The sequence below is a fragment of the Turicibacter bilis genome (assembly GCF_024499055.1).
In the GTDB taxonomy this organism is placed as follows: domain Bacteria; phylum Bacillota_I; class Bacilli_A; order MOL361; family Turicibacteraceae; genus Turicibacter; species Turicibacter bilis.
In genome coordinates, this window is the sequence record NZ_CP071249.1 from 866,168 (window position 1) to 887,974 (window position 21,807).

Below are 21,807 nucleotides of genomic sequence, written 5' to 3' on the forward strand. Positions count from 1 at the left end.
CCTTAACTCCGATGAATGATCCACTCATCTTGTTCAGAGGCTATCACTACTATATCAATGAATCAAATCAGGTTATCATTTACACTCCTAAAAACAAACACCTTGAATTTGAACTAGACCATTCTATTGAAGCTATTTATCTGTTTTATTAATTGAACAATCAAAAGACTCCTTAATCTTTAGGAGTCTTTTAATCGTTCATTGTCATAAAAATAAAGCCTGTCACAAGGATCATTCTATGACTCACTCTGACAGACTTTATGATCATTTGTAGTCTAAGAAAAATGGAGGCGCCAATCGGATTTGAACCGATGATCAGGGAGTTGCAGTCCCTTGCCTTACCGCTTGGCTATAGCGCCCGATGTTTCGTTTTCTTCCCTTACATCATATTCTATGCGCCTAGGTATTAAATGATGACTATAACCTTTAAAAGAATGAAGCTTCTTTTATGAAAGACTTCATTCTTTAGGATTGATTCCATTTCAACGACTAACTAATGATGATATAAGTCAAAATATAAGTCAATCAGCTCAGGAGCTGCAACCTTTGTTCGGATTTTTTGAATTAATGCTTGTTTAATGGCTTGGTAGTGATGTGTCTTGGCTAGGCGTTGATGAATGTCTCTTGATAACTGCCAAAACCAATCTGATTCTAAAGGGGCTTGCTCTATTTGTTCATAATGAGTTAAAAAATAAGCACATGAATCTTGGTTCATGAAAAATTCAAAGCTATTCCTATCGAGGACACCACACGCAATAAGCTCACCAACTGCACATAAATCCTTTGGATGATGAGTGATATGTGCTTTAATTTGCTGCTCAAATTCATCATAAGCTAGCTCTAGTTTAAACTCAAAGGCTTGTCTAAGTAACTTGAAATTAAATTCTTTTTTTAATCGTCTTGTTAATGCCTCACTGACTTTCATTTGAAGTTCCTCATCAATAACTGGAGTTAAGGTTACTAATTCAAAGCTATCAATCTGTGTCAAATAAAGGTCAATCAATGGGCGTAATTTTTCTACCGGTTGACTTAAGAATGACGTGAACTGAATGTAGCAAGACTCAATCTCCTCATTTAATAAATATTTCTTAATAAATTGATGAGTGAGCTGTTCTTCTATTAAGTTCTCCACTGCTTTTGGAAACTGAGAAGATTGATTGAGTTGAGCTCTCAAAAAGTTGAGACAATCCGTTATCAAAATCATAGATGAACCATCATTAAACAACAACTGTAACATACTTAGTAGCTCTTCTTCCTTCAATTGAATTACTGAAAGAAGAGCTAAAGTGATCTTCACCATCTTTTGAACATGGACTTTCATCAGTGTCGTAAGATTAGGTTGGGTTAAGACTGCTAAAAGCTGTTTATAATAAAGAATTAACTCATTGACATGAGGGGTTTGAAACTGTTTTCGATTGAGGCGTTTCATGAGATGCTTGAGTTCTTCTTCACCCATATATTTAATAATCAAATGCACGGTAAAGGAGTCTAACTCCTCACTATTATGATACAAACGTGCTTCAATATAACTTTTATACAAGTGCGAAACTTCTAAATATTGATCAATCACGAGTTGATTTTCATGCATAAATTCAAATAATTCTTGTGCCTTAAAATTTAACCTCGCGAACGCTTGGTCTTGATTCGGCAATTCATTAATGAGTTGAATCATATCATTTAAGTATTTATAAATAAAATAAAAGTTACTCAAATCCGCTAAAAAGGCATATTTTCGTTTAAACGAGGCAGGTAGATGATGATACATCAACTCTAAATTCAATTGACGAATTTCATCCACAATCTGCTGTGATTGCTCACTGCTTAACAATCGTTGAATCGTGCGACCGGTCCAATAACGATTAAACTGAGCAAGAAAATGAAGTAAATAATGTTTACATTTAAACGCCTCTACCGCTGTTTTCTTATACAAATCATAGGCTAACAATAAATTCCCATGCTTAAATTGATAGTAGGCACGGTGATAATGTTGCCAAATCCCATCTCCTTGGTTCATGCACTCGGTTAAGACACTCGTATACGGTGGCAGCAAATAATTTTTATCATCATTTTGAATAGAATGCACCGATCCATCTGGAAATTTAACCGTCCTAATCCCTGCTTTGTTAAGTTGCCAACACGTCCGTTCATCTAGAACATAAGGTTTAGATAAGTTTAAGACTCCCATTTCAGTCACTTCTTCTTTGATTAGATGCCTTAAATCATTTAAGCGGACTCGATTTAATTCATCAAGAGGCGTGAGTCGCTCACCAAGCTCATTATCATCGCTAGAATAGCGATATAATTCATCAAGATTTAGTTTTGAAAGTGCCTGAAAAAATGTTAAATAGCGTTGTTCATACGTTGCATCATCCACATTCGATAAAAGATGGTTCACATCAATCACATGGATGCCTTGTGACTTATAATAATCAAAGTTATTTTGATCCAACGTTTGCTCTAAATATAATAGATAAACGGGTTGAAAACTACTTCCCTGTAATTCTTTCACCCAATTTAAAATAAGTTTCATATTTCGATCGTTTAATGAGTATCCAATAAAAAGTGTAATATTTGAGGCGATAATGGATTTCACCATCGTTTCAATGAGACGAAACTGACTACTATAAGAGAGATAGTCATTCTCTTTTAAGACCACATTTTGATGTTTCACATCGCCATGCATTTTAATGAGGAATTTCTTAGTTCGCGTTTGCGATACTTCTTCATCTTTTGCAATGACATCATAAAAAAGTCCTCGCGCATAAATCGCTTGCTCAAGTAAATCATCGTAATTCGTTGTAATGAGATGAATCGGATTTAAGTTTAAGATTTCATCATGAATTTTATTACTTTGTAAATCGAGATCAAAAATATCTCGTAATAAATCATAATACTCTTTATGTCCACGCAGGTTATAATATTTTTGTGGAATTCGTAAGTATTCATTTTGCGAATAGCGTTCTTTTTGTTCTGAAAATGGACCAGAAAATCGATCAATGACTTCTTTCCATGATGGAAAATTAGATAACATCGAAACACCTGCTCCAACAACGATGACTAGCTTGTTATCTTCTGATGCCTTTTTGATAATCCGTAAACTTTCTTGCGTAAAGGACTTCACCTCCCTCACCTCCATTATTACCAATTTATGTAATTTCCGATAATTACATACTCCAATTCATCTCTGAATTTACAATAAAATCAGATTTAGAAACGTTCAAAATTAAAATCGTACTTAGGGTTTAAACAGTTAAATAATCCTTTAGCCTTCATTATGGTCCGTTCACACACCTCTCTTAGCCAAAATATCTATTTCTCCTGATAAAAGCATCTCATTAGGATAAACTAAATTTAGATTAATACTGGGAGTGATTGAAATGAGTTTAAAAGAGACATACGAAGATTTACAACAAAAGGCTTCTAAAATCAAACATGAACTAGCATCACTAAAAACTGAAATGACCCTATTAGAAGAAAATATTCATGGGATTGAACTTAATCCAAATTTTTTAGAAACAGACGTACAGCCTCTTTATGAATCGCTTTGGAATTTGCAAATGGCTTATAAAAAGCGTCAAACGGAATTAAATACTGTAACACTTCAACTGAATCAACTTGATCACATTCTTGAAGGTATCATGGAAACTGATCAAATGATCTAAAAAAAACCACCAGTAGAACTGGTGGTTTTTTTTTATTCGAAATAAATGGGATGATAACTAATAATATAACTTTCATTTCCATCATGTTGAAGGGTTACACTTGCCACCCCAACTTGATGACACTCAATAGATTGATGCCAATTTTTAATTAAAGAGATGGGTTCTATCACTGTTTCATCCACTTCATATAAATCTAAATCAATCGTATAAGTTCCATCATCATTGAACTGACATTGATAAATTTCAGGATAGATTTGATAGGTTTTTAACTTAATATCTGGTCGTGCCACATAATCTCCTAAATCAATATAGATTCCTGACAATTGTGCCTCTTGATTAAAATACTGCTCTATCAATGAAAACATCATTTTTTTATCAAAAGAAGCATAGGCTTCATCTTCACGCCACATCGGTTCAACCATCGCCGGATAGTCTAACTGCAAAAGTTGTGAGGAAAAATTTAATAGTTGTAACGAACAGTCGTCTCCTTCTTCATAATCAGCAAAATGTGTAACAGTCAATGCCTTAAAGTATTCATTTAATTCTGCGACTTGTTCATTCGATAGTGGAATCGTCCATTCATCTTCTCGATCATCTAATCCCTCATCTACTTTTTTACCATTCATTGAACAAGCTACCAAGCAAAGAGTCATTAACGAAAAACAAATCACACTCATTATTTGTTTCATTAGATTTCCTCTCCTTTAAGAGTCTCTATGACTTTGATAGTACATTATATTCAATGATTCGCCTAAACTTGACATATTAAAAAGCTATGACAACAATTAGCCATAGCTTCTTTAGTGATGAAATGAATATTTATCTAGACATTCCGTTACCATTTATATGTGAAAATAACACCTAATATTCCTCTTTTTGATCTGCTTCAATCATCAGTCTAGCTAAATGATTAACGGTATTTCCCCAAGTACAAAACATTAAATCAATTAAATCATCGCATCCTAAAAAAGCAACAGCGCTCTGTGTATCCCGCTTCAAGTCTTTTATTTGAATATCACAATTATCCACCAGTTCAGTATGTGAAGGGGATATCACATACTGAACCGATTCTTTTAAACGATATTCTTCCTCTAGTTCAAATACCTCATGATGGTTCTCCATCGTTGTCAAAGAGGCATTTTGAGGACTTGGTGTCGAATTCACTTTAAATGACGTCACAATCGCATGCGTGATTTCGCGTGCATTCGTAAAATTTCCGTGTAGAGAAACTGAAATTTGTGTCAAACATTGATTAGAAATAAGCATCGCATACGTTTGACTTCCAGCGGTACTCATCGCCTGCTCGATAATCACAGCTGGATAACCATCGATCATGGCTTCAGTCATCGTTTTAATTGAAAATTGATGTTGCATAATGCCAACCATCCGTTTTAAAAAGGCTAGTTTGTCTGTCTTCGTTTGAAAAGATGCGTCATTAAGTCGTTGACTACTAATCGTCACGGTTAGAGGCGCGATACTATAATCATGATACTGATTCGCCTCATAAGCAATAAACTCATAACCATCACAATTGGTCATCGTATTCAAATGATTTGGTACACAGATACTGTAATTTAAAATATCATATTCCACTAAATTTCCATAAGCATACTCACGAGCAGCATATTTTCCTAACAACTCTTCTAAATTTAAATTTAGTCCCTGAAAAGTCGTACAGAATTGATGATTTAATCTCATGAACCCATTTCCCCTTTTATCAAAGATATTCGATTGTAGTCGTCTTTTTTACTACATTGTCATTGTATGGTTCACCTCACCATTTTAGACATTATTTTTAAAAGAAAACGCATAAAAAAGATGTCTCCCCTAAAGCAAGACATCTTTCTATCCTCTCATTCCACTGACAGATAAAATCTTATATTCAATTTCTTGACACTCAAACGTTGTTAAAACTGAACCTTCTAAAATCAGATGGCCTAATTCTGAAGTTTCACCCCATTTTCCTTCAAATAAGTTCACCTCATGATCAGGGACAATCATCACATTTAAAATAAGATGATCTGTTAAATTTAATAATTTGACTTTATCATATAATTTAATTTCTTCACCTTGTTGTAATTTCCGCACTTTTTTGAACGACTGACTCTGATTCACTGTCTGCTTTCGTTCTTTAGCTGTCGATAAATAATGCTGTAAATACGCCCTCTCTTTTCTTTCCATAACTCCCCCATAAACAAATAAATCTCACGTTACATTGTACAAGCATTAGAAAAAAATGTAAATCATAACCCTTCAATTTTCTTATGAAGCAAATAGCTCCTCCTTTATTTCGACATCTCCTTAAAAATAAATCTTTTTCCTTGATTCATTTTATCGGACTTCGTGAATTGACTCGTTAATCCCTGTGCTCATTTTGTAATCATTTGTCACTCTAATCGTAAACCAAAAACGTGCTTAATATAATGTATCAAACTTATCATAAGAGAGAGGGTTGACCTATTTGAAAAAAATTATCGCTACATTATCTCTATCTATCACGGCCTTACTCGTCGTCTTTGTCTTACAATATAACTCTGGTGCCAAAACAACAGAAGAAGCCATGACTATAGCGGGTTTAAGCGCTCTTGAAGTCCTTTATGAGAAAAAGACGGAAGAAGGATCGATTCTACTTTATCGAGTACCAGGTGAAGAACAGATTTCTCTTGCATTTTTAGATCGTAGCTTTTTTGGTTATGAATATATCGATGGTTCGATTCAATATGAAACAACGACCCTAGAAGAACAAGCTGGGTTAACTTATGTCGCTCTTCGTCAATCGGATGATATTCCCTATACGATTTATGCTGGGGTCACTAAAAATCCTGACTTATTTGAAGTGCTTGTGACGGAACCAACCTTTAGCATTGCTCATAGTGCCAAAATCTTTGAATCAGCCGTTGAAGGAACTTATATCTGGATGGCTTACTCGCCCGATTTTACAGGTGATAATTTTTCATTAATCGGTTTAAGTGAAGCAGGGGATATCATTGGTCACTTAGAACACGATGGAACGACATTAACCATTCATTCCATTGATCCATCCGAAGCACAATAAAAAATATTCCCATTCAAGCGAAAGGACACCGTAATGGTGTTCTTTTTTATTTTATTTTTATATCCCTACTCTCCCTGTACAACGATGAATTCCAATTCATCCATCATACTGTCCTATTCAGAGGATAATTAATGGTTTGAGTTTAACCTTTCTTTTCTAACAGCTCATCATGTTTTCCTTACTCAATCACCTATCCATTATTCCTCAAGAAGATTTGATCAGCTTTTAAATGGTTGACAAGCGATGAAGCACAATGAACGTGGTATGCCGTTGCATGATTTAATCAATACCTAATAACTACTTTTGTCCTTGAGATAAATTCCCCCCCTCTTCGGTATCCTGTCCATCTCTTAATTGAGTACTAAATTGATAAGTGTCATTTTCCCACACCTAGTTGGACCAACAATGGAGTTTGATACTCATCTTATTCCCTGCTCTCTAATGCTACTGTTATAACAAAATTTTGATTAACTTGTAAGCATACAAAAAAGACATAGGTTCTCTTTTTCCCCTATGTCTGAACTTATTTAAATGAATTAATGGAAATCCCTCCTTAATAAACAAACTCCGTATGCGTCCATTGACGGAAAAAATTAATATCCCGAATGCTGCCATCAGAGTTTAATAAACCTAAGTAAACTCCATCATTTTTTCCAACTTTCCAAATCGCATTGGCTGTATTATCTTTCGTTGAAATTCCCATGTCCTTAATACATTGAATAAAAATATCTTTTCCAACTCCAAATGTTTCAGTGATATAAGCCACTAAATAAATATCAATCGCACTAGCTCCTAGTTCACAAGGATCTTTACTTAAAAGGTGTTCTTTCAAAATTTCAGGCCAATCTTCTTGATAACTTTCTAATAGTAAGTCTTGGATTTCATTAATACAATATGACTTATAACAACGTTTCTCCCACTGACGTAACATTGAAGCATCTCCGTTTAATTCAACTAAATGGGTTAGCATCGTTTTTAATCCACATAGCATTGGAATAACTTTCGTGGTTAACGAACGCCCTTGTAAATGATCTGGTAATACAATTTTTAAATTCTCATCTTTCATAACCTCTCCCCCAATTAATGTAAACCCTTTCTTTTTTGTTTTTCACGTTTATTATATGACCTCTTGTCGATTATTTCAACAATGGTTGATGAAGATTTTTAAATTTTTCTTACATTTCTGATAAAGGTCGTTCTGACTTATGAAAAAAGAGCCCTTATCTACTGTCCAATATATGACATAGGGCTCTTTTTTGGTTCCTAATTCTTTAAAACTTTCTCTATTTTAACGGAATTCGCAAACTCCATGCTGGCGCTTCTTCACTTAATTCAGGCATCAAAAGAATAACAATCGTATAAGCTTTTGATGTATCAATATAGTCAATTCTGACACTATATAACCCTTGCGATTGATCTTCTACCGCCATCACGATTGTCCTTCTCGTCGAGCATAATCATTCAACTCTTCATCAAATAAAACAAGACTACTTAAATTATGTGGCCAATAAGTATCTGGAAGTCTAAAGATAATCTTCACTTCATCCTCCATTAATTCAATATCTTCTATCATTACTTTTTCAGTTGAATTTACCCATATTTCTTCTCCAATAAACTCAGTTAGAATTTTAAATTCGGTTGATTTTTGTAAATTCAAATAATAAATGACTTCATCTAATGCAAATCCTGAGGCTAATTCCTGATCAGTTGGTTTTCTTGTAATCGCTTGGTATTCATCATCAATCACTTGAGTGTTTGGTGTTTGATAAATCTGATAATGAATTTTATCTTTCACAATATAACGATACGGCTCGGTTGTTCTGGGATAAATCTCAATCCACTCTAAATCTGACCAATTCGAATTCACTCTTAATTTGAAAGTTGCCTCTTTTTTCTCAGAATCAAAGCTCCCTTGAACATCATCTACATCGTAAAGCTCTTCATTTGAACCCTTAATGACCAAATCTCCTAGTTCATAAAAAACGTCATCAGCCGATTCCCCTTCAACACTCATATAAATCGTATTAGCTAACTGGCTTTTTACGACTTGATTAGCTGAAATCATTGTCCTTTCATACTCTATTGTAGCATCCGGATTCAAACGTTCTCCTCCTAATAATTTAGAGGCTTTAAATTTAAAATTCCATTTTCCTTTTAATGACTCAAATCCACGTGTTAACTGACTAATTCTTAAATCAATGGTAACTTCATCTGGTAAATGAAGATCGCCCATACTTGCTTCAATAATAATGGCTCCGGTTTTCTCATCAATTTGGCGAACTTTTGGACTATTAGCCATCGTTTTTTTCCCATTAACGAATAAATAATAATCTAAATTAAAAAAATCATTTTCATTTAATTTCTCATAGCCAGCTAAAAAGTCACTCTCTACCGTTAGTGCCATCATTAAAAGATTATCATCTAATACAACTTCATCTAGTGTTATAGTTGTTTCTTCATCAACTTCTGATACCCCAATCATTTTAGCCACTTCTTGAAACCTTCCGGTTGGTTCCCCAAATAAATGTGCCGAGAACGCATTGAATGATTGCGTCATTTCTTGTAATGCTTTTGCCACCTCTGGCTGACTTAATCCAATGATACCTACGATTCCAACAGAGGCTGCTATTGACATCGTTTTTTTCCACTTCATCGGTTTTTTATGTTGCTTCATTTCAGTTTTAGCACGCGTTATCCCTTTTAATACGGCTTCTTCATATGCTTTTGAATTCATTAGCAACTCCCCTCCTTTAACATCAATCGAAGTTCTCGCTTCCCTCTTCTTAAATGACTCTTGACCGTATTTGAGCTCATTCCAAGTTGAGTTGCAATTTCCTCAATACTTAAATCATCAAAATACTTTAAATGAATGACGGATTGATATTCAGGTCGTAAGTTCTTGATGGCTTCATGCAAATCGATTTTTTCTTCAATTGAAAAAACATGATGATGCTTCATCATCCCTTCATCAAGTTCTAAAAAATCTACTTTTTGAATCGAATCAAGCGCTAAATTCATTAAAATTTTGGTCATCCATGTTTTAAAATACTTAGGTTCCTTCAACTACCCAATCGTTAATAACCCTTTATAAGCTAGTTCTTGGATTAAATCCAAAACTTCCTGATCATTCTTCACATATCGATAAGCAATCTGAGTAAAATAGCCCTCATAACGCTTCATTAATTCTAAAAATGCTAAATCATCTTGTTTCATTGCTTTTTTAACCAGTTGTACTTCCTCTAATTGACTATAATCTCGACACCATGGCATCATGATAACCTTTTTCATTTCATCCTCCTTATAATCTGACTTTTGGATCCACTCTCTTAGACAGAATTTCATCTTAAAAAGTTGCAAATAAATATAAAAAGACCAAAAATTTTGGTCTTCTAAAAATCTAATCCTTCTTCATTTAATTCTTTTAAAATTTCTTGACGCTCAAGGAACTTAAGAATAGACTGGCGAACAAAATAGCTTGCAATTAAAGCGATAGCTCCTGGTAAAATAATCACAAGACCTGGTACCATCAATAAGCAGAATAACATGCTCACAATCACTCCAAAGGCTTTAATAGATTCTAAAAAATAAGCATGTGTAAATAAAAATGAATTTTTAATAATTGTGAATGTCTTTAATTCATACTTTGCTAATAAAGCACACATATAAATACTAATCATAATGACCTCAAAAGCAACTAAAATCATGATAATCAATGAAAGATTAAAGCCATCTTTTAATGAGGAAAGCCCCATCATAAAATAAGTGAGACTACTAAACCACAAAATTCCTAAGACAAGTGTAATCCAAAGTGATTGAACAAAGTTTTCTTTATAACTTTTGATAAAATCAGAAACTATCTTAGGCTCTTTTCCACCTACTTTTTTACCAGCCACATAAAGTAACGCAGTTGTCGATGCGCCAATTGTTAGGATAGGCAAACACCCAATAAGCCATAAAATAGATAGAATTGCCATATCACTTAATGTGTAAATCAATTTAAAAAATAAATTATCATCATACTGTTTTTCCATTTTAAAATCCCCCCTAAAATCAGTCAACTATCTCAACATCTTTTTAATCGTTATTATACCATTTATAGGTAATTTTTTCTTCACAAATTGTTGCAATTTTTGTGCTTTTTATGATAACTTCATCATATGATTTAAAAGAAGGCAATACTCTCTAATTTCAACTTCATTTTGTTTTTGTATTTTCACTTATATCGTCAAGAGATGATTACTCTACAATCAGCAAAAAGAAAACAGGTCCAAAACTTTGGACCTGTTTTCTTTTGATTAACCTTTAAATGTTTTCCAACAACGAGTCTCCATTAAGCTAAACTCGTTAGGTTCAAGTTCTATTAATCGTGGATTAATCACGTAAGCATAGGCTTTTTTAATTTCCCCACTAGCAGTTTTAACATCAAGAATTTTACGATCATACATATTTTCTGGATGATTAGGAGCAATATACCCTTCAATCACATCGAGTGGTGGAAGAACCTTGTCTAAATTTTTAACATAGAATAATTGTCCCTTTACCGTATGAATTCCATCTGCTAATGCAGGATAATCTTCCTTACGATAATAATACAACTCTCCTTTTACACTGGCAGCTTCATGATGCTCTAAGTTTTCGTGTAAGATATCAATATAGTTGCGCTCTCCCAACATCAATGTTCCATAAACGAAAATAGGTAACTCATTTTCTTGATGTGTTAGCATACAGCTCCTCCTGTTTCTTTAACATCTTCTTCTACTTGAATGGCTGTTTTAATTAACGTCGTTAACCCTTTAACAATTTCATCACGTGACATCGATGGCATCGTTGGTTTATCGACTGTTTGCATTGGTAAATATGGAATATGAACGAATCCAGCTTTTAAGCTTGGTTGATGTAGGGCTGCATAATGCAGTGCTCCATACATGATATGGTTACAAACGAATGTTCCTGCTGTATTCGAAACAGCAGCTGGAATTCCAGCTTCTTTCATATCACGTACCATTGCTTTGATTGGTAAAGTTGAGAAATAAGCCGCTGGTCCCTCTTCAAAAATCGAACGATCAATCGGTTGTTTTCCATCATTATCAGGAATACGAGCATCATCTTGGTTAATCGCAATGCGCTCAACGGTAATGTTCGGACGTCCACCTGCTTGTCCCACACAAATCACAACATCTGGTTGCTCTTCTTTTAAAATTCCGTATAACACATCAATACTACGATCGAAAACGGTTGGAATTTCACGTTTTAAAATTTGTACCCCTAAAATTTCATCTGGTAATTGTTTGACAGATTCTGTTGCTGGGTTAATGGCTTCTCCACCAAATGGATCAAATCCAGTGACTAAAATCTTTTTCATCGAAAATTCCTCCTCAAATTAACAAATTAAAATGCTAAAAAACGCATTAAAATAATATGAATAATTAACATGATAACCGCAAATGGAGCTTGCGCTTTAATGACACCGTATTGATTTTTAATATCTAAAATTGAAGCGGGAACGATATTGAAGTTTGCCGCCATTGGCGTTAATAATGTCCCACAGAATCCTGCAGTTAAAGCAAGGGCACTTGCAATTAATGGATTTGCCCCTAATGCAAAGACAAATGGAACTCCAATTCCTGCTGTAATAACTGAGAAGGCTGCAAAGGCATTTCCCATAACTGCTGTAAATAACGCCATACCCACACAGTACGCCGTTACCCCTAACCAAATGTTCCCGGTAGGAATCACTTGACTTACTCCACCAGCAATCACATCACCGACACCAGCAATCGTAAATAAAGTTCCAAGAGCGGCTAAGATTTGAGGTAAAATCGCTGTTGGCCCAACTTGGCTTAATAAGCGAGTCGCCTCAGAATTAGCTTCCCCAATACTTGATTTTGAAATCAATAAGATGACAATTAACGCTCCAATACCACTTAATCCAATGGCATTGTACGATCCTAGGTTTGTAAACTGGGCAATCACGAATGCTAAAATTGCTAAGACTAACGCTGGAATAAATAATTTATTTCCAATCTTAGCTGCTGATTCTTGTTTGAACTCTTCTGTCGTTGTGTTGAAGCTAACTAGTTTAACCTGTTTTGTAGCTGATAAGATAGCCATTACAATAATTAAAACTCCAACAATATTAGCTGGAATATAGTCACCTAAAATAAAGATAATCCCTAAAATCGACCAAAATAGAGCCGTTCCAACACGTGCTTGTTGTCCTTTAGTACGTAAAGCTGAGACAGCTAAGGAAACACAAATTAATCCAATAATCGCATAAATAACAAATAAAAGTACATTCGTCATTAGTTATTTCCTCCTTTCCTACTGCTCACACCATGTGCGCGTTGCATTTTTTTCTCGTTCAGTTTAAACTGAATAACCCCAAGAATTAAGGCAATCACTGCGATTGGTAACGTATACAACGCAATTGTTGTTGGTCCTTGCTTTGAATCAACCGTATAACCTAATTCATTTAAAGTTCCGACAATTAACATTACTCCTGAAGCACCAATAAATAAGTTTTGTCCAAAGAAGTTCCCATAGTTTTCAGCCGCTGCTGTTAACCCTTTAATGCTTTCAGAATCTTTTTCATTTAACTCTTTATAATTAGCGCGAGCTGCTCCTTCAGCCATTGGTAAAACTAATGGACGACCAAATTGAACATGGCCTGACATACGAATACTTAACGCTGCCATTAATAAACGAAATACTAAGTAAATAGAAAGAACACCATCTGCTTTTGCACTTTTTAATTGACTAATTAACCAAGCTGCGCGTTCTTTTAGACCATAACGCTCCATTAATCCGATAACTGGTAACGTAATGACAAATAACGTCATATAACGATTGGCAACGAAAGCTTCCCCTAACTTTGTTAAAATTTCATTAAAATCTAATCCTCCAACAAATCCTGTGGCAATCCCTGCTACCACAACGATGGCCAGTGTGTCGATTTTTAAGATGAACCCAATAATGATGATAAAAACACCGATTAAACTTAACACATCATTTCCTCCTTTGATTTCTTTGTCTTAAAAAAATTATAACACAATTTTGACACATTCCGACATATATTTTATGGAAATGAAGTTGATTTTTCCATAAAAATAATACAAATCACTATCTCTAACAGTTATTTTGTCTATAAACAACACGAAGAACCGTATTCTTAATTTGATATCTAAAAATTTATAAAAAAACAAAGAAAAACCTGAGAAATCAACACTAAAGTGATAGATTTTCTCAGGTTTTTCAATGATTAAGCTCTTTTTCACCCTCTAAATTTGATAAAACTTAACGTCTTCGTACTATTTTCTAAAATAAGCCTGACTTCCTGCACCATCCGTTTCAACAATCAATTTAGCTGGAATTCTTTCTTTTAATTCATTCACATGTGAAATTACACCAATTAATCGACCATGATCCTGTAACTCCATTAAAATATCAATTGCTTGATCAAGCGACTCCGAATCAAGCGTTCCAAATCCTTCATCAATAAACATCGTATCTAATTGGATTCCTCCAGAATTTTGTTGCACTGTATCTGAAAGCCCTAATGCAAGTGCTAGCGAAGCTTTAAAACTCTCACCACCTGATAATGTATTAACGGGACGATTGTTGCATGTATGACTATCGTAAACATCTAAATCTAATCCTTTACGCCCTACACCTTTAACCTCTTCACGACGAAGTAAATAGTAACGTCGTGAGGTCATCTTCTGAAGTCTTACATTAGCTGCCGCTAATACCTCATCAAAATAGCTGGATAACACATATGTTTCAAAAGACATCTTTCCACCACTACGTCCATTAGCTAATGAGTCTAACTCACCAACAATCGCATACTCTTGTTCTCTCTTTTGAATGATTTGATATTTTTTTGTGATAGAGGCTAGAATCGTCTCATTTTGTTCAAGGTTCGCCATTAATGTCGCACGATCTTTCGTTATTTCAACCTTTCGACGATCAAGTTCAGCCATCATTTCTTCCAAGACACTTAAATCGACACGATCTTTACCTTTTAATTCTTCTTGAAGTATTTCTTGCATCTTCGTTGCCGTATGAAGCTCTTGATAATAATTTTGAACCTGTTGCTCAAGTTGAGCTAATAATTCAATCCATTGTTTTGCCTCTTCATAACGTTCAACTGATTCAAAATAAGTTTGAATTTGTTCAAAAAAGACCTCATTAGATTGTTCAAACTGTTCAATATAATAAGCTAATTGTTGATTAACTTCTTCGATAGCCGCTTTTAAACCAGCGATTTGTGTCGTGACTCGTTGATAATCTGCTTCACTTGAAGAAATATTTTGTTCCAGTTCAACTTTTCTCAATTCGACCTCACTCATCATTTGATTTAATACCTCTAATGAACGGTAGTTTTCTGGGATACTTTCCTCTAAATCTTTTTTTGAACGCTGTTCAGCTTTATAACGGTCCCGTTGCTCTTGAAGTACACCTTGCTTTTGATCAATCTGCTGCTCTAATGGTTCAATCTCAAGCTTCAATTGTGTCAATCGTTGAATCTCATTCTCTAATCTTTGAACGTCTAAATGAACTTTTTCAATTAATTGTACTAATTCATGAGTCTCTTTTCTTAACGCCTCACTTAACTGATCAGCCACTTCTTGATTTAATCTGAAATCAGATGAAACGACATGTCGTCCTTGTAATGTTTGAACCAATTCATTTAATGAGCGTTGCTCTTCTGATTGGGTAGTCTGTAACACTGTTAGCTCCTGTTGGACTTGACGCACTTTATTTTCTAATGATTCTACGTCAAAGCGAAACTGATCAAGCTCGTTTTTCGACAAAATCTTCTCATCACTACGACGTGGATTTGGATGGTCTAAAGACCCACAGACCGGACAAGCTTGACCCACCTTTAATTCATTCGCTAATCGTATGGCGGCTGCATTAATGAACAACTCAGCTTGATGTTCATAAGCGTGACGCTGAGTCGTAGCGTCACTCATCAATTGCTGATAATAAATCTGCTGTGTTTCAATCAAATTCGTTGTTTTTTCATACGAATGGAGTCGATTAACCAGTGACTGAACATATTCAAAATCTTCATTTAATTTCAACTGTTTCAAATTTAACGTATGTTGTTGATCTTTAAAAGTCGCTAATTGCAATGTCAATTGCTCCAATTGTGAAACTTCTTGACGTAACACGATTAAACGACCTTCTTCGACTTCAAGTTCTGTCTTTAATGTCTGCCCACTTTTTTTAAGACTCTCAAGTAACTGCTGTTTTTGTTCTAACTGAGTAACCCCCTCGATATAACGTGATAAGTCACTCTTTGACTCAATTAAACCAGCAATTTCCTGTCTTAATGATTCAATGGCAGTGTAGCACTTTTCTACTAAAATGAACTCTGTTTCACACTCTTTTAATGAGTGCATTAACTGCTGCTGTTTCGTTGCTGTATCCTGTTGCAGGACTTGATATTTCAGACACTCATTCTCTAAATTAATGAGACCTTGTGCAGATTTTGCCTCTTGTATCTGTTTTTCTCGTTCTGAAATCGAGGCTTGATAATGATTTAATTGTTCTAGTGTTTGAATCACTTGTTCATATTGTGTAAACTTCTCATTCAATCTCATTCCCGCTTCATGATGAGTGCGATGCTCTTGTATCATTTCATCTAAGCGATTTGACATCTCAGTTAACGTATTCGCCGATGCTTTCCAAACGGCTTGCTGATCTTTAGCTATTGCTAATACGTTCGTTAATGGCTGTTCTAGCTCAATCACATGTTCTTCATCCGTTTTAATGAGCTTTAACTCTGCCTGAATTGACTTTTGTGTATCTGCCACCTCTAGCTTCAGTGCATTGGCCTGTTGAGTTAGCTGTTCCTGAATCGTTTTATAAAAATCAGTTCCAAAAATCTTACGTAAGATCTCTTCTTTATTCGTTGTATTCGCAAGCAAAAATTCTTTAAAATCTCCTTGTGGAATCATCACAATCTTACGAAATTGCTCAACTTTCAATCCAATGATTTGTTGAATTTGCTCTTTTACCTCACCATCCTTCGTTATTGGCGCCTGCTCACTTCCTACCTCTAGTAACTCCACTGTTGCAGGAACCTCTCTAAATCCATCCCCACGCTTTTTCTTTTGAAGTTGCTGGGGGGCACGTGTAATCTGATACGTTTTATCCTTCACTCTAAAACTAAACTCAACCTCAGTTTTTAACTCACTATCCTTTGCAAAATCACTGCGGAGCTCTTTTCCTGTACGACTACCTCCACTCGTTTCACCATAAAGCGCATAACAAATGGCATCAAAAATCGTTGTTTTACCTGCACCCGTTGGTCCTGTCACAACAAAAATATCTTGCCCGTCTAAATCTTCCTTAAAATTCAACGTCGTTTGCTTCGCATAAGGCCCAAAAGCCGTAATCTTTAATGACAATGGCTTCATGTTAACACTCCCCTCTCAATTGTTGAATTAATTGTGTAATGAGCTGAGCTCCTTCTTCATGGATAGTTTCTCCCTTGTGATGTTCGTAAAAATCAGCAAACAATTGCTCAGGTGTTTTTTGTTCACGAGCTTGCTTTGTTAATCCGCTTCCTTTAAAGTCACTATTATTTTCAAGGAGATCAAGAATCATCACATTCGGATACACTTGACGTAGCTTTGCCATCGGTTCTAATAATTGGCCTTTATCCGTTAAGATGACACGTAAATAATCCTCGCTACCTGGTTGATTCAACAAATCATCTAACTGTCCTGTTAACGTTCTTAAATCACGTCTTGGCGTTAACGGTAAAAGTTCACACGTTAGCTCTCCTGTTCCACTTAAATCAATCATCGTGACCGATTTTTGATAATTTTCTTCTGAAAATGAATACTTGAGTAACGAACCGCTATAACGAATTTTATCACTACCAACTTTTTGTGTTCGATGTAAATGTCCGAGGGCGACGTAATCAAAAGGCTCAAAATGTGTAGCAGAAACAGACTCTTTTCCCCCAACCACTAATTTTTTCTCTGAATCTGATTCTTGTGGGTCCTCTCCACCAACAACAAACGCATGCGTGACTAACACGTTACGCTCTTCCTTATTAATCGGGTTAGACTCAAGTGTGACCCTCATTGCCTCATCGAGTGATTTAATGGTTTCATCTTGATGGGCTTCACGTACAACCGCGTAATCAGCAAAGGGAAGTAAATAAACATTCACAGGTCCATGCTCATCATGTAAAACTACTTTTTTCATCTCTTTCGTATAACGCCCCGCTACATAATAATGAGCAGCTTCAAATAATTCATGACCAAAACTAATTAAATCCGCCCCATCATGATTGCCTGCCACCGCTAAAACTGGCGTCTTTAACTCCATTAATACATCTCTTAAAAACTGACTATACAATGAAACCGCACGGGCAGGTGGAACACTTCGATCATAAATATCTCCTGCTAACAAAACAGCATCTGGTTTATACTTTTTAACATACTCTTTTACCTGCTCTAACACATACTGTTGATCCTCAATCATTGAAAATGAATTAACAATTTTACCAAAATGTAAATCTCCTAAATGTAAAAACCTCAAACCAATTTCCTCCTCAAAAAAGCGAATATTTGTTCTCATTATAAGCTTTTTTTACAAGAACCGTCAATGAAATTAGGTTCCAAACTATCGACAAGTTTCTTACTTTATTACCAAGGAAATACATACAAAAAAATCGTCAATTGACAATTTTTTTATCCGAATTTAAACACAACCTGGTATCCCATCTAGTGATAAAGATATAAAACTCATCCTATGACTTTGGATATTCGACTACGATTGATGACTAATGGCCCTTATGAAGATGTTATATTAACTAATTATGTCTTCCTCAAGATTTCACACTCCTGCTGTCTTGTGATTTTTATTTAAAGTAACACAGGTTATATTTTGACAGCTACTATATAAGTCCAGATAAACTTTCTTCAGAGAAAATTTAAAGCCCTAGTAATGGAAGAATAGACTTCTTTCAGAAATCGCTAGGTGACCCAAGCCCTAGTAATGGAGGAATAGATTTCTTTCAGAAATCGCTAGGTGACCCAAGCCCTAGTAATGGAGGAATAGATTTCTTTCAGAAATCGCTAGGTGACCCAGCCCTATCAGTGGATGATACATTTTCTTCCAAAATGCTAGGGAACCCATTCCCTAGCAATGGTGGATTGTTTCACAAGTGAAACTGCTAGGTGACCCATTCCCTAGCAATGGTAGATTGTTTCACAAGTGAAACTGCTAGGTGACCCCCGGACGATAGGCTGTCTCGATAGGTACAACATATCAGTATTTTTTACTTGCTACTTGAGAGGTAGACTACTTATTTGTTTATATATCGTTTTTTTTATGGATTATTGACATAATCACTCATTTCAAATCAAGTTGTACTATCAATTCTTCAAGGATGGTACAAGCTCATTTAATTACTTCAAAATCATTGCTTAACTCTGTAAAAAAAATATATACTATTAACAGACAACTTTTTTTAAAAACAAAAATGACTTGATAAGGGGCGATATTTATTCTTAATCAAAACTTACCTAAATACTTAGCCGTTGCAGAGTGGATTAAACAAAATATTTATAATCATACCTTTAAAGCGGGAGAAAAGTTAATCAGTGAGAATCAATTGTGTGAAAAGTTCTCAATTAGTCGTCAAACTGCTCGCCAAGCCATTTCTGTTCTTGAAAAAGAAGGATTAATTCTTAAAAAACAAGGAAGCGGGACTTATGTTAGTCAGATTTTCTCTGAAGCTAAAACAATTTCTAAAAATATTGGATTGGTGACAACGAATCTAGATGATTATATTTTTCCTGCAATCATCTCTGGGGTGGAGAAAGTTTTATCGAGTAATGGTTATAATACGACGTTACGCTTAACAAGAAATAGGATTAATAATGAGCGAGAACAATTATTATCACTCTTAAAATCAGATATTGATGGTTTAATAGTTGAAGGTACAAAATCTGCTTTACCAAATCCAAATCTTGATATTTATCGTCAGTTTGCTGATCGTGGGATTCCAGTTGTTTTCATTAACAACTACTATTCGTCACTAAACTGTAATTTCGTTGTCGTCGATGACGAAAAAGGGGGCCGCTTAGCCACACGCTATTTAATTGAGCAGGGACACCAAAAGATTACTGGAATCTTCAAATATGATGACATACAAGGGAATCTTCGCTATAAAGGATTTTTAACTGAAATGTATGATCAAAACTTATCCGTGGATGAATCAACGATTATCTGGTATTCAACTGAAAATGCAGAACAACAATTCTCAATCGAAAATCTCCCTACTCTACTAAAAAAATTAGATCAATCAACGGCGATTGTTTGTTACAACGATCAAATTGCAATGAAGTTAATGCAATTGTTATCAAATAGCGAATTATCAGTTCCTGAGGATTTATCGCTTGTGAGCTTTGATAACTCGAGCTTAAGTCAAATCGGGACGATCTCTTTAACGAGTGTGACTCATCCAGGAAAAGAGCTTGGACGATTAGCAGCCGAATCTATTTTAATGATGATTGAAAATCCTGATTATGAGATTAAATATGTTTATGAACCGGAGCTAATTGTACGACAATCGGTAAAAAAACTATAAATGAAAAAGAACTCGTTTGAAGCGAGTTCTTTTTATTATTCTACTTTAATCAAAAGTCTTCTTTTATCTTAGGTAACTTAAAAAAGTGTAATCATTACCCACTCATTTAATACAAAGCAAAGGAGGACTTTCAACCTTTCAGTTAAAAGTACTAATCCCTTATCTCCTATCTCTAAAAAGAAAATTTAGCTTCTTTTCAAAGAGTGACTATACTTGATTTGTTTATCAATACAACTTATAAAAATAAAACACCAGTACAATATGGAAATTTGCCTCACTTCATTAATGAAATGTTTATCACACGCTATTAAAAAATAGCTGACAAACATCAGCTATTTCTCGATTATTTATGTTTTTTTTCAATAACTTTACTGAACTGTTCTAATCCAATAATAACTGCCCCTCCAATAATGAAGAAGATAATATTGAAGGTACTAAGTGACATTGGAGGTTGTGGAACTTCTAATGTCGTTGGTCCCATAAAAACAGCATATAATGATCCTATCATTAATCCTAAAATTAAATAAATCATTTGAGGGCGTGCTGTTTCTAAGAAATGACGAATAATTTTAATCGTTGATAAAATCCCGATAATAACTCCTAATCCAAATACAATTAAAATAGGTAAATACGAAAAATTAAACGTTAACACTTCTTTGATTGAACTAATAATCGTTGTATATAATCCGAAAATTAACAATAAAGTTGATCCTGAAATTCCTGGTAAAACCATAGCTGAGATGGCAATCATTCCAGCAATAAATACATATAAAATCAATCCAATATTTAACTGGCTTAACGAAACTTCAAACCCTGTGCCTCCCGCTACTGGATTAAAGACCGTAATGGCTACGACCACTAAAATCCCTGTAATGGTCCAAACAATATTTAGATATTTATTTTTAATTGTCTCTTTCTCCGCTTTAATAATTAATGGAATTGAAAAGATAATAAATCCAATGAAGACAGAGCTAATACTATAGATATGCTCTTCAAAGATTGAAGCTAAGAATAAAACGGATGTAATCATCCCAATAGCCCATCCAACTCCAATTTTTAACAAGAACTGTAATGCTTCAATTTTTTCCTCTTTGCTATTTTTTGAAACAAGTGTATTTAATGATCCAATAAATTTATCATAAAATCCTAAAATAAATGCAATCGTTCCTCCTGATACACCTGGCACACTATCTGCTAAGGCCATAAAAAAACCACGAATTAAATTAACAATAAACATGTTTTTCACCTTTACCTATTCTGATATTTTCATCCGTTATTTCTACTTTTAATATTATCCACTTTATGTATACATAAGATAATCTTTTCCAAAATTAATTCTAACATAATCTTTAAAAGACTTCAATCCAAGAACCATTGTTAAAACACTTACATCCTGAGACAAACTTTAAGATATTATTCACCTTTTAGGCACTGTCCCATAAGATAATAATGGATAATGTATTGTGAGCTTA

General features: G+C 34.6%; 20 protein-coding genes and 1 tRNA gene. 3 read left to right on the forward strand and 18 right to left on the reverse strand.

The window, feature by feature from the left end; genetic code table 11:
* Positions 1-285: 285 nt before the first annotated feature.
* A tRNA-Cys gene (locus J0J69_RS04000) sits at positions 286-359 on the reverse strand.
* 134 nt (positions 360-493) lie between these two features.
* On the reverse strand, positions 494-3,121 hold the full coding sequence (locus tag J0J69_RS04005; RefSeq protein WP_068758864.1) for an SIR2 family protein: 2,628 nt from the start codon (positions 3,119-3,121) through the stop codon (positions 494-496).
* 256 nt (positions 3,122-3,377) lie between these two features.
* On the opposite strand from J0J69_RS04005, the gene J0J69_RS04010 reads away from it, so the two are divergent.
* The gene (locus tag J0J69_RS04010; RefSeq protein ID WP_212723814.1) at positions 3,378-3,662 is read left to right on the forward strand and encodes a hypothetical protein; all 285 of its coding nucleotides are present in this window, start codon (positions 3,378-3,380) and stop codon (positions 3,660-3,662) included.
* A gap of 32 nt (positions 3,663-3,694) precedes the next feature.
* On the opposite strand, the gene J0J69_RS04015 is transcribed toward J0J69_RS04010, so the two are convergent.
* The 3 genes from J0J69_RS04015 to J0J69_RS04025 all read right to left on the reverse strand — a co-directional run bounded on the left by J0J69_RS04015 (position 3,695) and on the right by J0J69_RS04025 (position 5,843).
* Positions 3,695-4,351 carry a hypothetical protein gene (locus tag J0J69_RS04015; RefSeq protein WP_055274862.1) on the reverse strand — a complete coding sequence of 219 codons (657 nt, stop codon included), beginning with the start codon at positions 4,349-4,351 and terminating at the stop codon, positions 3,695-3,697.
* A 172-nt stretch (positions 4,352-4,523) separates the two neighbouring features.
* Positions 4,524-5,360 carry a hypothetical protein gene (locus J0J69_RS04020; protein ID WP_212725013.1) on the reverse strand — a complete coding sequence of 279 codons (837 nt, stop codon included), beginning with the start codon at positions 5,358-5,360 and terminating at the stop codon, positions 4,524-4,526.
* A gap of 147 nt (positions 5,361-5,507) precedes the next feature.
* Positions 5,508-5,843 carry a hypothetical protein gene (locus J0J69_RS04025; RefSeq protein ID WP_055304440.1) on the reverse strand — a complete coding sequence of 112 codons (336 nt, stop codon included), beginning with the start codon at positions 5,841-5,843 and terminating at the stop codon, positions 5,508-5,510.
* A 280-nt stretch (positions 5,844-6,123) separates the two neighbouring features.
* Between J0J69_RS04025 and J0J69_RS04030 the strand changes: the two genes are divergently transcribed.
* Positions 6,124-6,717 (forward strand): hypothetical protein, encoded by a 594-nt coding sequence (locus tag J0J69_RS04030; RefSeq protein ID WP_212725012.1) that lies wholly within the window; start codon positions 6,124-6,126, stop codon positions 6,715-6,717.
* Between the two features lie 553 nt (positions 6,718-7,270).
* Here J0J69_RS04030 and J0J69_RS04035 read toward each other — a convergent pair.
* The 12 genes from J0J69_RS04035 to J0J69_RS04090 all read right to left on the reverse strand — a co-directional run bounded on the left by J0J69_RS04035 (position 7,271) and on the right by J0J69_RS04090 (position 18,279).
* Positions 7,271-7,783 (reverse strand): hypothetical protein, encoded by a 513-nt coding sequence (locus J0J69_RS04035; protein WP_055243827.1) that lies wholly within the window; start codon positions 7,781-7,783, stop codon positions 7,271-7,273.
* A gap of 217 nt (positions 7,784-8,000) precedes the next feature.
* Positions 8,001-8,150, reverse strand: a complete 150-nt coding sequence (locus J0J69_RS04040) for a hypothetical protein (RefSeq protein ID WP_212725669.1) — start codon at positions 8,148-8,150, stop codon at positions 8,001-8,003.
* On the reverse strand, positions 8,147-9,451 hold the full coding sequence (locus tag J0J69_RS04045) for a DUF4179 domain-containing protein (RefSeq protein WP_212725670.1): 1,305 nt from the start codon (positions 9,449-9,451) through the stop codon (positions 8,147-8,149). The genes J0J69_RS04040 and J0J69_RS04045 overlap by 4 nt, the downstream gene beginning before the upstream one ends.
* Entirely contained in the window at positions 9,451-9,780 is a 330-nt protein-coding gene (locus J0J69_RS04050; protein WP_055304449.1) for a sigma-70 family RNA polymerase sigma factor, read from the reverse strand. The genes J0J69_RS04045 and J0J69_RS04050 overlap by 1 nt, the downstream gene beginning before the upstream one ends.
* Positions 9,781-10,005 carry an RNA polymerase sigma factor gene (locus J0J69_RS04055; protein ID WP_055243781.1) on the reverse strand — a complete coding sequence of 75 codons (225 nt, stop codon included), beginning with the start codon at positions 10,003-10,005 and terminating at the stop codon, positions 9,781-9,783.
* A gap of 101 nt (positions 10,006-10,106) precedes the next feature.
* The gene (locus J0J69_RS04060) at positions 10,107-10,748 is read right to left on the reverse strand and encodes a YesL family protein (protein ID WP_055243779.1); all 642 of its coding nucleotides are present in this window, start codon (positions 10,746-10,748) and stop codon (positions 10,107-10,109) included.
* A 264-nt stretch (positions 10,749-11,012) separates the two neighbouring features.
* Positions 11,013-11,441 carry a gamma-glutamylcyclotransferase family protein gene (locus tag J0J69_RS04065; RefSeq protein WP_055243777.1) on the reverse strand — a complete coding sequence of 143 codons (429 nt, stop codon included), beginning with the start codon at positions 11,439-11,441 and terminating at the stop codon, positions 11,013-11,015.
* The gene (pcp, locus tag J0J69_RS04070; protein WP_212725671.1) at positions 11,435-12,079 is read right to left on the reverse strand and encodes a pyroglutamyl-peptidase I; all 645 of its coding nucleotides are present in this window, start codon (positions 12,077-12,079) and stop codon (positions 11,435-11,437) included. Before pcp ends, J0J69_RS04065 begins: the two co-directional genes overlap by 7 nt.
* 26 nt (positions 12,080-12,105) lie before the next feature.
* Positions 12,106-13,020, reverse strand: a complete 915-nt coding sequence (locus tag J0J69_RS04075; protein WP_212725672.1) for a DUF979 domain-containing protein — start codon at positions 13,018-13,020, stop codon at positions 12,106-12,108.
* The gene (locus tag J0J69_RS04080; RefSeq protein ID WP_212725673.1) at positions 13,020-13,721 is read right to left on the reverse strand and encodes a DUF969 domain-containing protein; all 702 of its coding nucleotides are present in this window, start codon (positions 13,719-13,721) and stop codon (positions 13,020-13,022) included. Before J0J69_RS04080 ends, J0J69_RS04075 begins: the two co-directional genes overlap by 1 nt.
* Before the next feature lie 303 nt (positions 13,722-14,024).
* Positions 14,025-17,144, reverse strand: a complete 3,120-nt coding sequence (locus J0J69_RS04085) for an AAA family ATPase (RefSeq protein WP_212725674.1) — start codon at positions 17,142-17,144, stop codon at positions 14,025-14,027.
* Between the two features lies 1 nt (position 17,145).
* Positions 17,146-18,279, reverse strand: coding sequence for an exonuclease SbcCD subunit D (locus tag J0J69_RS04090; protein WP_212725675.1), 1,134 nt, complete (start codon positions 18,277-18,279; stop codon positions 17,146-17,148).
* A gap of 970 nt (positions 18,280-19,249) precedes the next feature.
* Between J0J69_RS04090 and J0J69_RS04095 the strand changes: the two genes are divergently transcribed.
* A complete protein-coding gene (locus J0J69_RS04095) occupies positions 19,250-20,335 on the forward strand; it encodes a GntR family transcriptional regulator (protein ID WP_082411169.1) in 1,086 nt (361 codons plus the stop codon).
* A gap of 343 nt (positions 20,336-20,678) precedes the next feature.
* Here J0J69_RS04095 and J0J69_RS04100 read toward each other — a convergent pair whose 3' ends face one another.
* On the reverse strand, positions 20,679-21,572 hold the full coding sequence (locus J0J69_RS04100; protein ID WP_212725676.1) for a DUF368 domain-containing protein: 894 nt from the start codon (positions 21,570-21,572) through the stop codon (positions 20,679-20,681).
* Between the last annotated feature and the right edge of the window lie 235 nt (positions 21,573-21,807).